This window comes from Saccharopolyspora ipomoeae, from assembly GCF_029952525.1.
In the GTDB taxonomy this organism is placed as follows: Bacteria; Actinomycetota; Actinomycetes; order Mycobacteriales; family Pseudonocardiaceae; genus Saccharopolyspora; species Saccharopolyspora ipomoeae.
Genome location: NZ_JASAOF010000001.1, coordinates 657,342 through 670,253, shown reverse-complemented (window position 1 = coordinate 670,253; position 12,912 = coordinate 657,342). Strand labels below are relative to the sequence as shown.

The window sequence follows — 12,912 nt, the reverse complement described above, 5'->3', positions numbered from 1 at the left end:
ATGTTCTCGTCAGGACTTCTCGTGGGCGATCTGGATGAGGTTGCCGCAGGTGTCGTCGAGGACCGCCGTGGTGACCGGGCCCATGTCGGTGGGGGCCTGGGTGAAGCGGACTCCCTGGGCGGTGAGGCGGTCGTGCTCGGCGTGGACGTCCTCCACGGCGAACGAGGTGAACGGGATGCCGTCGGCGACCAGGGCCTCCTTGAACGGCTTGGCCGCCGGGTGCTGGTCGGGTTCGAGGACCAGCTCGGTGCCGTTCGGGTCCTCGGGCGAGACGAGCGTGATCCAGGCGAACTCGCCCATCGGGATGTTGTGCTTGATCTGGAAGCCGAGGGCCTCGGTGTAGAAGCGCAGGGCCTTCTCCTGGTCGTCGACCATGATGCTGTGCAGGTTGATCCTCATCGTCCAGGCCTTTCCGTCAGCCACCGCTCGACGATCGGTTCGAGCGGTGCGGTGTCGATGTGCAGGAACTTGTACCGGCCCTCCCGGCGCGTCCGGACCAGGCCCGCGGACTCCAGGACGTCCAGGTGCTGCGAGACGGCCTGCCGCGACGAGGCCAACCCGTGCTTCGTCGCCAACCGCGCGCACACCTCGAACAGCGTCTGACCGTCCTGCTCGGTCAGCTCGTCCAGGATCGCCCGCCGCGTGGCGTCAGCCAGAGCCTTGAACACGGCATCGTCCACACCCTGACGATAGGCAAGTCAATGATTGCCCGTCAACTCGTGACCAGGGCGTTCAAGATTTCAATGGAAGTCAGGTCCCCGACTTCCATTGAAATCGGGGACCTGACTTCCATTGAAATCGCGTCCTCAACGAGCGGGGAAGACCTCCGCCGGGTCCTGGTCGATGTTCGTGGAGCGGGCATAGAAGGTGGAGCGGTCGGTGAAGTCGATCCGGATCCAGTTGTCGCGGGGGAGGCTGCGACCGAGGACGATCCCCTGGATCGCGGCGATCCGGTCCGCCGGGACCTCGAAGTAGGAGAGCGGACGGCTCGGTGACGGCAGGCTTTCCACCGCCTTCTGCGCAACGGATCGGGCTCGGCTGAACAGACTCGACCCTGCTTCGTCCACGTCGGTCACTTGGTTGCTCCTGACCACGACCGCAGCGCGCTGGTCAGTGATGGCCAAGAGGGCTTCTCCCGGGACGTTGGCGATGTGATCGGCGCACCGGACAGCGTCGCGTTCCGCTTGGTCGGCGAAGGCCCACCAGTGGACAGACAGCTCGTCCGCCCACTCGTCGTCGCGGAAGGCGCCCTCCTCTATCTGCTTGCTCGGCAACGGCCAGTTCGGTTTCTCGACCAGCGACTTCTGCTCCGCGGAGAGCGGTTCGTGCGGGACTGTTGCCTTCTGGCCGATCACGGAGGCGGCGTGCGCCTGGACGGGCAGTTCGATCCAGCGCAGCGTTTCGCCCTCGTTGACCCATTGTTCGGTTAGCGGTTTCTCCGCTTTCCTGCGGTCCAGTTCCTGTCGACTGGGGAGCTCAACCACGGATGCCTCGCTGCTGGTTGATGGTCGTTGCCATGATCTCGGCGCTTCGCGGCGTACGTGCGTCGAGAACGAATCCGGATCTGTCGGAGAACTCCAGGCCGCAGTGGTGATGCGGCTTTCGCTTGGGCCCGACGACCTGGCAATGGGTGATCTCGTTGAGCGGCAGTTCGAACCAGGGAGTGATTCGCCACGCGGGGACGGGCTCGCCCGGCTGGTTCAGTCCGTACTCCTCCTGTTTGTGCAGAAGATCGCGCCATCCGCCAGAACTCTCCGGCTTCGGTTTCGGATCGCTGTCTTCGCTGAGGGGGATCAGTACCGTGAGGCGCCCCGGGGTCAGGACCCACAGCTGCTTGACCGGGTTGTGCGTGTGCGGGAAATCCTGGTGGTACAGGCGGACGGATGTGCAGTCCATGCTGGGGCCGACGACGCGCAGGTCCGCCTTGAAACCCGTGCCGCCTCCCGTGCCGGAGTGATCGTCGCCATCGCCGAAAACGGCGGTCAACGCGGCGTCCGCGAGAAAACCGCCCACTGCGCCGGCAATGCTCCCGCGCTTCTTCTTGGGCAGTTCGTGACCGAAGCTGTCGTACCCAGGAACGCGGTAGCCCGTGCCTTCTTGCCAGCATGCCCACAAGATCGGTACTTCAGGCGTGCACCACTGCCTCGCGACCAGCGCAGCCCCGAGCGATTCGGAAACAGTCACTGAATCCTCGTCTCCTATACCTCGAAGCCGCGGTGCTCGGCTGTTTGACGCTCTTCGGAACTCGACGGGTCTTCGGCCTTGTCGTAGGCCATTTTGACGCCCTGCTCGACACCGAACTCGGTCGCGGCCTGCGAACCTTCGTTGAACATGGCGTCCGTCACGCGGGTTTGGCCTCCGAGGCCGAGCGTACCCAGGCCTGCCTGGACCGCGTTCGTGGCCAGAGCTTGCTCGCCGGTTGCGCTTTCGACGAGGTTTCCTTGCCAACTGGTCCGCACGTCGGGAGCGTCGGGTTCCCGGGCTTCTTGCCGGGCGAAGCGGTTTCCAGTCGTGGAAGTCATGTCTTCCGCTTGGGCTCGTTCGAGCTTCTGCTGAGCCGCGAGCAATTTCTGCTGCGCTCCGGGTTCGCCGCGGTTCACGGCGTCCTCGGCTTTCCCCACTGCTTCTTCGGCGCGGGCGACAGACTTCGTGTCCCCGCGCGTGACGGTCTTGAGCAGAGGATTGCTGTCGATCTGTCGGGAGACCCAGCGCTCCGCGACGTTGCCCCCACGCAGGTCGTTCATCTTCTCGACGACTTGGCGGAGCGGGCCGCGGCGGAGGGTGACGAGGAGCTTCTCCAGTTGCGTCACCAGGGGCTTCAGCTTGTGGAGGAGTTCGGCGACCTTGGTGCCGAGGCGGGTGCCGGTGATGGCGACCTGGGTTGCGGTGAGGCCCGAGGCGGCGGCTGCTGAGGCTCCGGCCGTGATCCAGGACGCCGCGAGCGCTGCGATCCATTCGATGATGAGGCCGATGACGAGTTCCTGGATGATGTCGATGACCATCTCGACGAAGGCGTCGAAGAGGTCTGCGGCGATCTCCAGGGTTTGCTTCAGGTCGAGGATGTCGGAGGCGAAGGCCTTGGTGCCGCCGGTGAACTCGGTCATCTGCTTGCGGAACGCCTCGCCCGCCTGCCCCTCCCAGGCCGGGCGGGTGGCGTCGGCGCGCTGCTGCTCCTGCTCGCCGAGCTTCTCGACCCACGTCGCGACCTGCTCCCAGCCCTTGGCCGTGGCGCGCATCTGCTCCGGGTCACCGATGGCCGGTTCCAGCACGAACTCGACCAGCGGGCTGATGACCAGCGAGACCAGGAAACCGAGACCGTTGTCCACGAAGGACTGGCCGGGGCTGGTGACCAGCTGGAGCTGTTCCATGCGGGCGTTGACCGTGGCGATGGCGATGTCCGGCGGGTTGTCGGCCTTCGCGAGGTCCTGGGCGGCCGATGCGCTGCTCATCCCGTAGGCGGCGGTCTGGTCCATGAAACCGCGACGCGGTCCACCGGCGTTGTTGACCCCGTCCATCGTTCCCGGGCCGGAACCGGACCCGCCGAGCCCGGCGATGTCGATCTTGCCGAGGTCCTGGGCCTGCTTCTGGTCGGTCTCGGAGTAGTCCTTCGCGCACTCCGAGACCGCTTCGGAGATGTGCTGCATGAACCCGCCGGCCTTCGTGGCCAGGTCGCGGCACTCCTCCAGCGAGTCGAAGTAGGTGAAGGCGAGGAACTCGCCGATCGGGCCGAAGCAGTCATCGCTCACCCGCGCCTGCTCCAGCATCTGGGCCAGCTGGTCGAGGTGCTGGGACACGCCTTCGGAGCCCTGGCTGTGCGCGGACAGCGCTTCCGGGGCGACTTTCATCGTCATCGGGTCACCTCAGGAACGAGCCGTCGGAGAAGTCGTCATCGTCGTCCGCGTGACGCGGAGCGGGTGGTGGTGCGGGGGAGTGGGCGTTGAAGGCGCTCTTGAACTGCTCGGCGCGATCGCCCAGCACCGGGGTCACCGTCTCGTCCATCTGCTGGGCGGCGTCCTGGGTGGCCTCGCGGATCGCCGTCATGATGCTCTGCTGCAGCGACGAGTGCGGCTGGCGAGTGGCGGCGGCCGTGAGCTGCAGGTCCAGTACCGCGCCGGAGGGGGCGACGGTGACCGAGACGCTGCCGTCGGCGCTGCGGGCCCGGCCCTTGATCTCCTGCATCCTCTCGCGGAGCCGACCCGCCTGGGCGGCCTGCTCCTCGAACTTCCGCATCATCTCCTGGACGCGTTCCGATGGCTGAGCCACGAACGAACACTCCCCCTCTTGTTCGAGCCACTGGCGGCACGAATGCTAGTCAGGGAAACGATCTCCGTGGGTCGATTCGACGTGATCATCGACTCACGAGCTCAACCTACTTAGGAGTAGGTTCTGGGTATTCTGGTGGCGTGGTCGGGTTGCGAGGAGTGTCCGGATGATCGATGAGTCGCGGCCTGCCGGGTTCTGGGGGAGAACCGGCGATCGGGTTCGGCAGGTGAACCAGAGCCGTCGCGTGGTCGGGGCGCTGCGCGGTGTCCGGCGGATGCTGCCCGGGTCCGGTGAGGTCGCGTTCTCCGGCGACGGCACGCCCTCGGACCGGGTGGCGCGGCTGATGCTGCAGGTGGCCGGGGACCGCCCCAGCGCCGTGCGCGAACTGGGGCTGGCGACCGTGCAGGCCTGGCAGGCGCTGACGAACAAGGGCGCTTCCGACGGGGCCGTGACGATCATGTTCACCGACCTCGTGGGCTTCTCCAGCTGGGCGCTGCGGGCCGGGGACGACCAGGTGCTGCGGCTGCTGCGGGAGTTCTTCGACGTCACCGACGACGTGGTCAAGGGCTACGGCGGCGTCGTGGTCAAGTCGCTGGGCGACGGCGTGATGGTGGCCTTCTCCGACGTCGACAAGGCGATCGAGGCGGCCTCCGCGCTCGGGTCGGCCGTCAGCGCGCTGCACCACGACGGGTACCGGCCCGCGCTGCGGGTGGGCTTGCACCGAGGGTGGCCGCGCAAGGTCGGCAAGGACTACATCGGTGTCGACGTCAACATCGCCGCGCGCGTCGCCGACGCCGCCGGTGGGGGCGAGGTGCTGGTCACCGAGCAGGTGCTGGAGGCCGCCGACCGCGGCCGGTACGTGGCGCGCAGCAGGCGTTTTCGGGCGAAGGGGACGCCGAAGGACCTCGCCGTGTACGCCGTGGTTCCGCGTCACGAGCGGTGATCGGGCGGGTGTACCGTCGCAACTAGACAGCATGCTGTCTAGTTCGCTCGCGTACCCGGCCGAATGGGATTGACCTTGCGCATCGTCCTGACCGCCATGCCCGCCTTCTCGCACCTCGTCCCCCTGCTGCTGCCCGTCGGGCGCCAGCTGCGCGACGCCGGGCACGAGGTCGTCGTCGCCACCGGCGAGGCGATGGCCGAGACCGTACAGAACTTCGGGCTCGACCCGGTCGTGCTGCCCGAGCTGCTCACGATGGGCGACCTGGCGCGGGAGCCCGAACGGCACGGGGCGCGGGGGCTCGGCGAGGTCGAGGACCGGCGCGGCGTCGAGACCGTCGGCGTCACCTCGGAGATCTTCGGCGGCAACTTCGTCGACGTGCTGGGACGCCGCTTCGGCGAGCAGCTGCTGGAGCACGTCGCGCGTCCCGACCTGGTGGTCCGCGAGGGCACCGAGTTCGGCGGCTACTACGCGGCCGAGAAGTGGGGCGTGCCCAGCGCCGTGATCGACATCAGCCCGATGGCGCCCTACGGCGACGTCCTGGAGCACCTCAACGCGGGTCGCGCGCACTTCGGGCTCGACCCGATCGACGACCCGTGGCAGCCCATGCGCACCTTCCGGGCCGGGGTCGTGCCCGAGCTCTTCTACCCGGAAGGCGCCCGGCTGGGATCAGCGCGCCAGTACCGGGTGCCCGCCGCCGACCCGGAGCGGCTCGACCCGGCGATCGCCGAGCTCCCGGACCGGCCGCTGGTGCTGGCCAGCCTCGGCTCCAACGCGCCGATGATGCTCGGGGAACGCCCGCAGCTGCTGGAGACGATCATCGAGACGCTCGGGAAGCTGCCGGTCACGGGCGTGGTCGCGCTCGGCGCCCATCGCGACCCGCGGGACTGGACCGGGGTGCGGACGGAGAACGTGCACCTGACCTCGTTCGTCCAGCAGCAGACCCTGCTGCCCGCCTGCGACGTGTTCCTCACCCACTGCGGGTTCAACAGCACCCGCGAATCCCTCTACGCCGGGGTCCCGATGGTCGGCGTCCCGATGTTCGCCGAACAGCCCCGCAACGCCGCCCGGATCGCCGAACTCGGCGCGGGCCTGTCCCTCAACGTCGAAGACGCCACCGCCCCCGCCCTTCACGACGCCCTCCTCCGCGTCCTGGACGACCGCTCCTTCCGCACCGCCGCCCGGGGCGTCCAGCGCCGCACCCTCGCCCTGCCCCCGCTCTCCCAACTCGTCACCGACCTCGAATCAACCCTCTGACCAACCCCAACACCCCACCCGTCGAGAACCGCAACTTTCATCGCGCGAAAACCGGGGTTTTCGACCTGGGGATGGGTGTCAGGGGTCGAGGTTGCGGGTGAGGTGGGTGAGGAGCGCGCTGAGGTGGTCGATCTCGGTGGGGGAGAGGCCGGCGACCAGTTGTTCGTTGGCGTCTCGGGAGGCCTGCTGGAGGCGGCGGTGGGCGGCGCGGCCCTCGTCGGTGAGGTGGAGGCGGACTGCGCGGCGGTCCCGTTCCGCCTCGGAGCGCTCCAACCAGCCCATCTCCGCCAGGCGGTCCACCTGGCGCGCCAGGGTCTGGCCGCTGACGTGCAGCGATCCCGCCAGATCGCGCTGGATCAGCGGGCCGTGAACGGTGAGGGCTTCCAGGATCGTCCAGGTCGTGAAGCTCGCGCCCGCCTCGCCGAGCCGCTGCTCGAAGTTCGCGCGGGCCTGCCGGGCGACCACGTTGAGCCGGTACCCGAGGCTGCCCAGGCCTGTGCCGATGGCGTCCACCGCCCTCACCTCCCGGCGCACAGTTCTACCTCACACCACCAGATCTGCACGCTGTAGCCGAGAGTGCAATAATGCACTCTGTGGTTGATGGTGCAACTCCTGCGTTGAAGCGTCGGGTCAACACGGCCCACCGGCTCACCGCCGCCGCTCGTCGCCGCACGAGCGAGGACGGGCTGTCCGGTTTCACCGTGGACGAGATCTGCGACGAGGCGGGCATCTCCAGACGCACCTTCTTCAACTACTTCGCGTCCAAGGAGGACGCGGTACTGGGGTTCACCACGCTCTGGGACCAGCACGAGCTCGAAGAGCGGTTCACCGCCGGAGGCGACCCGGACGCGCCCGGGCTCTCGCCGAACCTGCTCGACGACTACGCCGGACTGCTCGTGGAGCGCTGGACCGAGGTCGGCCTCACTCCCGAGCACGTCGCCGACCTGGTCGCGGCGACCGACCGCGAACCGCGCCTGTTCTCGCGGCTCTTCGAGAGCGTCCGCGCGCGCGAACGGGCCGACGTCGACCTGGTCCGGAACCGCGAGGGCCTTCCCGAGGACGACCTGCGGGCGCAGGTCGCTGTCCAGCTGGTCAGCGCTCTCGCCGGCGCCTGCATGGGCCGGTTCCTCGAACCCGACAACACCGACCCGCTGCACACGATCATGCAACGCCGCCTGGTTGCCGCTCGCGAGGTCTTCGCCGCCACGCTCACCGGAGGGACCCGATGACCGAGACCGAACCGAAGTTACTGCTCACCAAGCGCAGGATCTGGATCATCTTCAGCGCGCTGATCGCGGGCATGCTGCTGGCCAGCCTCGACCAGACCATCGTGTCCACCGCGATGCCCACGATCGTCGGCGACCTCGGCGGCGTCGAGCACCAGGCGTGGATCACCACCGCCTACCTGCTGGCCACCACCATCGTCATGCCGATCTACGGCAAGTTCGGCGACGTGCTGGGCCGGCGCAAGCTGTTCCTCATCGCGATCGCGCTGTTCACGGTCGCCTCCGTCGGCTGCGCCGTGGCCACCGACTTCTGGACGTTCGTGACCTTCCGCGCCGCCCAGGGGCTCGGCGGCGGTGGCCTGATGATCCTCTCGCAGGCGATCATCGCCGACATCGTGCCCGCCAACGAGCGCGGCAAGTACCTCGGACCGCTCGGCGGCATCTTCGGCCTCGCCGCGGTCGGCGGCCCGCTGCTCGGCGGGTTCTTCGTCGACCACATGTCCTGGCACTGGGCGTTCTACATCAACATCCCGATCGGCATCGCCGCGTTCGCCATCACCTACTTCGCGCTGACCCTGCCCAGCAAGAAGGCCACCAAGCCGCTGGACCTCCTCGGGGTGGTGCTGCTCGCAGCGGCCACCACCAGCCTCATCTTCTTCACCGACTTCGGCGGCGACACCGCCCACGGCTGGAGCGCGCCCGAGACCTGGATGTGGGCGGCGGGCCTGGTCATCGCCGCGACGCTGTTCGTGCTGGTCGAGTCCCGGGCGGCGGACCCGATCATCCCGCTGTCGCTGTTCCGGAACCCGATCTTCATCAACGCCACCAGCATCGGACTCGTGCTCGGCGTGGGCATGTTCGCCGCGCTGGGCTTCCTGCCGACGTTCCTGCAGATGTCCACCGGGACCTCGGCCGCCGTGTCGGGCATGGCGATGCTGCCGATGATGGCCGGCCTCATGCTGACCTCCATCACCTCCGGCGCGATGATCACCAAGACCGGCAAGTACAAGATCTTCCCGATCCTGGGCACGCTGGTCACCGGTGGCGGCATGCTCGCCATGACCACGCTGTCGGCCGACACGCCGGTGTGGCTGCTGTGCGTGTTCCTGTTCATCTTCGGCGCGGGCCTCGGCCTGATCATGCAGGTCGTCGTGCTGGTGGTGCAGAACTCCGTCGACCCGGCGATGCTCGGCACCGCGACCAGCACCAACAACTACTTCCGCGAGGTCGGCGGGGCGCTGGGCACCGCGGTGTTCGGCACGATCTTCTCGACCCGGCTCACCGAGAACCTCACCGAGATCTTCGCCGGAGCCGGGGCCTCGGCCGACCAGGCGCAGCAGTCCGCGGTGACGCTGTCGCCGACCATGCTGGAGCAGCTGCCCGAACCCGTGCGTGACGCGATCGTGTCGGCCTACGCCGATGCTCTGGCGCCGGTGTTCTGGTATCTGGTTCCGTTCATGGCCGTGGCGTTCCTGCTCGCGCTGGTGCTCAAGCAGATCCCGCTCTCGGAGGTCGCGGGGCTGGTCGCGCGCGGCGAGGCCATCGGCGGTGAGGAGGCCGAAGAGCTCGAAGCGCAGCAACGCGCCGCCGGCAGCACTCCCGCCGCCAAGAGTCACTGAACGAAGGAGTTCGCATGGCCAAGATGGATCTCCGCGTCCGGCTGCTCGGCGCGCTTCTGGGGCTCGGCCCCAGCGTGACCGGCATGACCGATGAGCAGCTGACCGCGCGTCAGCCGAAGTCGTTGCCGCGCAACAAGATCGTCGACTACCTGCTGGGTTCGCGGGCGTCCGGCATCATCACCAGCGACCTCACCGCGGCCGGTGCCGAGGACCGGATCGGGATCCGCGTCTACCGGCCGATGCACGCGCGCGAGCCGCTGCCGCTGGTCGTGCACATCCACGGCGGCGGCTGGATCGGCGGCAACCTCGACATGGGCGACTGGCTGTGCGGCCGGGTCGCCAAGGAGGTGCGGGCGGTCGTGGTCTCGCTGGACTACCGGCTCGCCCCGATCCACCGGTTCCCCGCCGCCGTCGAGGACTGCTACGCCGCGCTGCTCGACCTCGTCGACCGGGCCGCCGATCTCGGCGCCGACCCGAACCGGATCGCGGTGATGGGCGACAGCGCGGGCGGCAACCTCGCCGCCGTGACCTGCCTGCTCGCCCGCGACCGATCCGGGCCGCAGATCTCCTTCCAAGGGCTGATCTACCCGGGAACCGATCTCACGCTGGGCAGCGAGTCGCTGCGGACCAACGCCGAGGCGCCGGTGATCACCACCCGCGAGATCCTGCGGATGCGCGAGGCCTACCTCGGCGGTGAGGACCCGGCGAACCCGCTGGCCTCACCGCTGAAGGCCGCCACCCACGAGGGGCTGCCGCCGGCGCTGATCCAGGTCGCCGAGCACGACCCGATCCGCGACGACGGCGTGCGCTACGCCGCCGCGCTGCGGGCCGCCGGGGTTCCGGTGCGCAGCACCACCTACGTCGGCATGCCGCACGGGTTCGTGGCGTTCCCGAACATCTGCCGCAGCGCGCCGCAAGCGCTGGCCGAGCTCTGCGAGGAGCTGTCGGCGGCGCTGGTCCCGGCCCGCGTCGCCGACTGAGGTAGGTCCGGGGCGCACCCGCGCGGGAGGGTGCGGGCGCGCCCCGAGCTTTCACGGCGAAGTTCTCATGAAAACTTCCCCACCCCCGAAAACGGAACCGAGCCCCCCTCCGGAAATCATTTTCCCTGGTCATCGGGTTTTGGTGTGGGTTCGCCTTTGGTGGGGTGGTGCAGTTTTCATGAGAACCTCACCAGCCGACGGCGACCACCAGCCATTGCGGGCCTTCGTGGGAGACGTAGGAGGCCTGCTCGGCCACGTCGTCGTACGGGAAGCCGTAGGCCTTGCCGTCGATGTTGTGGTCGTGCCAGAACTTCGCGTAGTAGTTCGCCGGCCCGGTCGGGTAGAACTTCGACGGGTCGTGCTGCTGGTCCTCCGGCAGGTCGGCCACGTGGCGGTTGAGCGCGGCGCACTTGTTGGCGTCGCCGCCGAGGCCGCCTGCGCAGCCGAAGATGTTCTTCGTCGTCTCGTTCACGCCCACCGAGTTGGCGTAGTCGGTGAAGTAGTTCGCCTGCGCGCCGCCGTCCTGGAAGTCCGGCGAGCTGCCCGGTGCGATGATCCTGTTCGGGTCGTCGGCCAGGTGCTCGAACTCCTCCGGCACCTCGTCGCGGAACTTCTGGAACGTCTGCTCGCGGCTCTCCTGGAACGTCTCGTAGTCCTCGCCGAAGGACGCGTCGAAACCGTCGTCGGCGTGCAGCCGCATCGCCAGCTTCAGGCCGAACGCGTCGACCCGCGTGGTGTTGCCGTTGAAGACGTTCTCGCCCACGGTGAACTCGATGAAGTCGGTCAGCGGGCTGTCCGGGGCGCCGAGGTGGAACTCCATGCGACCGGCCGAGTTCGCGGGCATGTCCAGGTAGGGCTGCTCGGCGATCGAGTGCGTCTCGCCGTTGAACGTCCAGTACACCTGGTCGTCCGGGTACTGCCCGTTGGTCTGGTTGACGACCTTGACCATGAGCTCGTTCTGCGCCGGGGGAATGCTGCCCACGTCGCCCCAGAACTCCTCGGGCGGCGGGCTTCCCGCGGGGGTGACCGCGGCCGGGTGCGGTTCGGCGGGTCGTGCGGCCTGGGCGGGCAGCGAGGTGGCGACGGTGGCCGAGGCGAGCGCGCCCGCGGTCAGCAGCCCCAGAGCGCCGCGGCGCCAACGCCGCGTCGTTGCGGTACTGGTCATGGTTCACTCTCCGAACTGTGGAGGAATGAAGATCGGTGAGAGCGCTCTCGCTGAGCAGGCTTTCTCGATCCGGAACGGAAGTCAACGATCCGGATGGCCGCTGTCCGCTTCTCGCCAAGCGGAGTCGGAAGTTCGCACTTCTCGGGCGTTCTGCGGCATTTTCGGCTTCCGTCGAGCGGGACATGCGGGGAAAGAAGGGTTTTGCCGCACCGGGCTGCCCGAATTGGGTAGCGTGCACCGTCGATTCCGAATGCGAGGGGGTGGGCATGGCCAGAGGTGATCGTCGGCCGACGCTGGAGACCGTCGCCGTGCGCGCCGGTGTCTCGCGCGCCACCGTGTCCCGGGTGATCAACGACCAGCCCGTCGCCGGGCCGAGCAGGCGTGCCGTCGAGCGCGCCATCGCCGACATCGGCTACGTGCCCAACCAGGCCGCGCGCAGCCTCGTCACGCAGCGGACCGGGCTGATCGCGCTGGTGCTGCCGGAGCCCTCGACGCGCGTGTTCTCCGACGACCAGTTCTTCCCGCGCCTGATCCAGGGCGTCAGCCAGGAGCTGGAGACCGCCGACGAGCAGCTGGTGCTGATGCTGGCCGGTTCCACCGCCAGCCGCGACCGGATCCAGCGCTCGGCGGTGGCCGGGCGCGTCGACGGCGTCATGCTCGCCTCGCTGCACGGCGCCGACCCGCTGGCCGCGGCGCTGGCGAAGTCGGGGATCCCGGTGGTCGGCAACGAGCGGGTCCTCGGTTCGGTCGAGGTGCCGAGCGTCGGCGTGGACAACCGGGGCGGGGCGCGAGCGGCCGTCGAGCACCTGGTTTCGCGCGGGCGCAGGCGGATCGCCACCATCGCCGGGCCGCTGGACATGATCGCCGGCATCGACCGGCTCGACGGCTACTTCGACGCGATCGCCGGGACGCAGGAACCCGTTGTGGCGCAAGGGGATTTCACCCGCGAGTCCGGCGAGGCGGCGATGGAGCGGCTGCTGGACGAGCACCCCGGGGTCGACGCGGTGTTCGCCGCCTCGGACCTCATGGCCGAGGGCGCGATGCAGGTGCTGCGGCACGCGGGGTTCCGGGTCCCGGAGGACGTGGCCGTGGCCGGGTTCGACGACATCACCCGCGCCGCCTGCACCGACCCACCGCTGACCACCGTCCGCCAGCCGATCGGCGCCCTGGGTCGCCACCTCGCGGCCCAACTCCTCAACCTCATCAGCGGCAACGCCGTCGAACCCGCCCGAACCCTCCCCACCGACCTCATCCTCCGCGACAGCACCTGAGCGGAGCGGCGTACCGGTGGGGCGGTGCGTCACCAGGGGACAGTTTTAGCCATAATCACCCATGATCAATGTCCTTTTTGTCCGGTCAATTATGGCTAAAACTGTCCGGCTGCCGGCACCGCCGCTCCTGGACCGACCACCTCGGGACGGGGTTGGGTCGGGGTGAGGAATGCGAGAACCGGGCGAGACCT

General features: G+C 68.6%; 14 protein-coding genes. 6 read left to right on the top strand and 8 right to left on the bottom strand.

Going from position 1 to position 12,912, the window contains the following annotated elements; genetic code table 11:
• Window positions 1-9: 9 nt before the first annotated feature.
• The 6 genes from QFW96_RS03110 to QFW96_RS03085 all read right to left on the bottom strand — a co-directional run bounded on the left by QFW96_RS03110 (window position 10) and on the right by QFW96_RS03085 (window position 4,263).
• The gene (locus tag QFW96_RS03110) at window positions 10-399 is read right to left on the bottom strand and encodes a VOC family protein (protein ID WP_281454030.1); all 390 of its coding nucleotides are present in this window, start codon (window positions 397-399) and stop codon (window positions 10-12) included.
• Entirely contained in the window at window positions 396-680 is a 285-nt protein-coding gene (locus QFW96_RS03105) for an ArsR/SmtB family transcription factor (protein ID WP_281453934.1), read from the bottom strand. Before QFW96_RS03105 ends, QFW96_RS03110 begins: the two co-directional genes overlap by 4 nt.
• A 126-nt stretch (window positions 681-806) precedes the next feature.
• On the bottom strand, window positions 807-1,484 hold the full coding sequence (locus QFW96_RS03100) for a hypothetical protein (protein WP_281453933.1): 678 nt from the start codon (window positions 1,482-1,484) through the stop codon (window positions 807-809).
• Entirely contained in the window at window positions 1,477-2,184 is a 708-nt protein-coding gene (locus QFW96_RS03095; RefSeq protein ID WP_281453932.1) for a hypothetical protein, read from the bottom strand. The genes QFW96_RS03100 and QFW96_RS03095 overlap by 8 nt, the downstream gene beginning before the upstream one ends.
• A gap of 14 nt (window positions 2,185-2,198) precedes the next feature.
• Window positions 2,199-3,851, bottom strand: coding sequence for a WXG100 family type VII secretion target (locus QFW96_RS03090; protein ID WP_281453931.1), 1,653 nt, complete (start codon window positions 3,849-3,851; stop codon window positions 2,199-2,201).
• A 4-nt stretch (window positions 3,852-3,855) separates the two neighbouring features.
• Window positions 3,856-4,263 carry a YbaB/EbfC family nucleoid-associated protein gene (locus QFW96_RS03085; RefSeq protein WP_281453930.1) on the bottom strand — a complete coding sequence of 136 codons (408 nt, stop codon included), beginning with the start codon at window positions 4,261-4,263 and terminating at the stop codon, window positions 3,856-3,858.
• Window positions 4,264-4,429: 166 nt separating this feature from the next.
• Here QFW96_RS03085 and QFW96_RS03080 point away from each other — a divergent pair, with 166 nt between their 5' ends.
• Complete coding sequence (locus tag QFW96_RS03080; RefSeq protein ID WP_281453929.1) at window positions 4,430-5,206, top strand: adenylate/guanylate cyclase domain-containing protein; 777 nt, start codon at window positions 4,430-4,432, stop codon at window positions 5,204-5,206.
• 75 nt (window positions 5,207-5,281) lie between these two features.
• Window positions 5,282-6,460 (top strand): glycosyltransferase, encoded by a 1,179-nt coding sequence (locus QFW96_RS03075; protein ID WP_281453928.1) that lies wholly within the window; start codon window positions 5,282-5,284, stop codon window positions 6,458-6,460.
• A 78-nt stretch (window positions 6,461-6,538) separates the two neighbouring features.
• On the opposite strand, the gene QFW96_RS03070 is transcribed toward QFW96_RS03075, so the two are convergent.
• Window positions 6,539-6,973, bottom strand: coding sequence for a MarR family winged helix-turn-helix transcriptional regulator (locus tag QFW96_RS03070; protein ID WP_281453927.1), 435 nt, complete (start codon window positions 6,971-6,973; stop codon window positions 6,539-6,541).
• A gap of 104 nt (window positions 6,974-7,077) precedes the next feature.
• On the opposite strand from QFW96_RS03070, the gene QFW96_RS03065 reads away from it, so the two are divergent.
• From QFW96_RS03065 to QFW96_RS03055, 3 genes are read left to right on the top strand one after another with little or no spacing between them, the layout of a single operon-like run.
• A complete protein-coding gene (locus tag QFW96_RS03065) occupies window positions 7,078-7,689 on the top strand; it encodes a TetR/AcrR family transcriptional regulator (protein WP_281453926.1) in 612 nt (203 codons plus the stop codon).
• Window positions 7,686-9,305: an MDR family MFS transporter gene (locus QFW96_RS03060; protein ID WP_281453925.1), complete on the top strand. Its 1,620-nt coding sequence runs from the start codon at window positions 7,686-7,688 to the stop codon at window positions 9,303-9,305. Before QFW96_RS03065 ends, QFW96_RS03060 begins: the two co-directional genes overlap by 4 nt.
• Window positions 9,306-9,319: 14 nt before the next feature.
• A complete protein-coding gene (locus tag QFW96_RS03055; protein ID WP_281453924.1) occupies window positions 9,320-10,285 on the top strand; it encodes an alpha/beta hydrolase in 966 nt (321 codons plus the stop codon).
• 187 nt (window positions 10,286-10,472) lie between these two features.
• Here QFW96_RS03055 and QFW96_RS03050 read toward each other — a convergent pair whose 3' ends face one another.
• Window positions 10,473-11,450 carry a glycoside hydrolase family 64 protein gene (locus tag QFW96_RS03050; RefSeq protein WP_281453923.1) on the bottom strand — a complete coding sequence of 326 codons (978 nt, stop codon included), beginning with the start codon at window positions 11,448-11,450 and terminating at the stop codon, window positions 10,473-10,475.
• 266 nt (window positions 11,451-11,716) lie between these two features.
• Between QFW96_RS03050 and QFW96_RS03045 the strand changes: the two genes are divergently transcribed.
• Window positions 11,717-12,721, top strand: a complete 1,005-nt coding sequence (locus QFW96_RS03045) for a LacI family DNA-binding transcriptional regulator (protein WP_281453922.1) — start codon at window positions 11,717-11,719, stop codon at window positions 12,719-12,721.
• Window positions 12,722-12,912 lie beyond the last annotated feature (191 nt).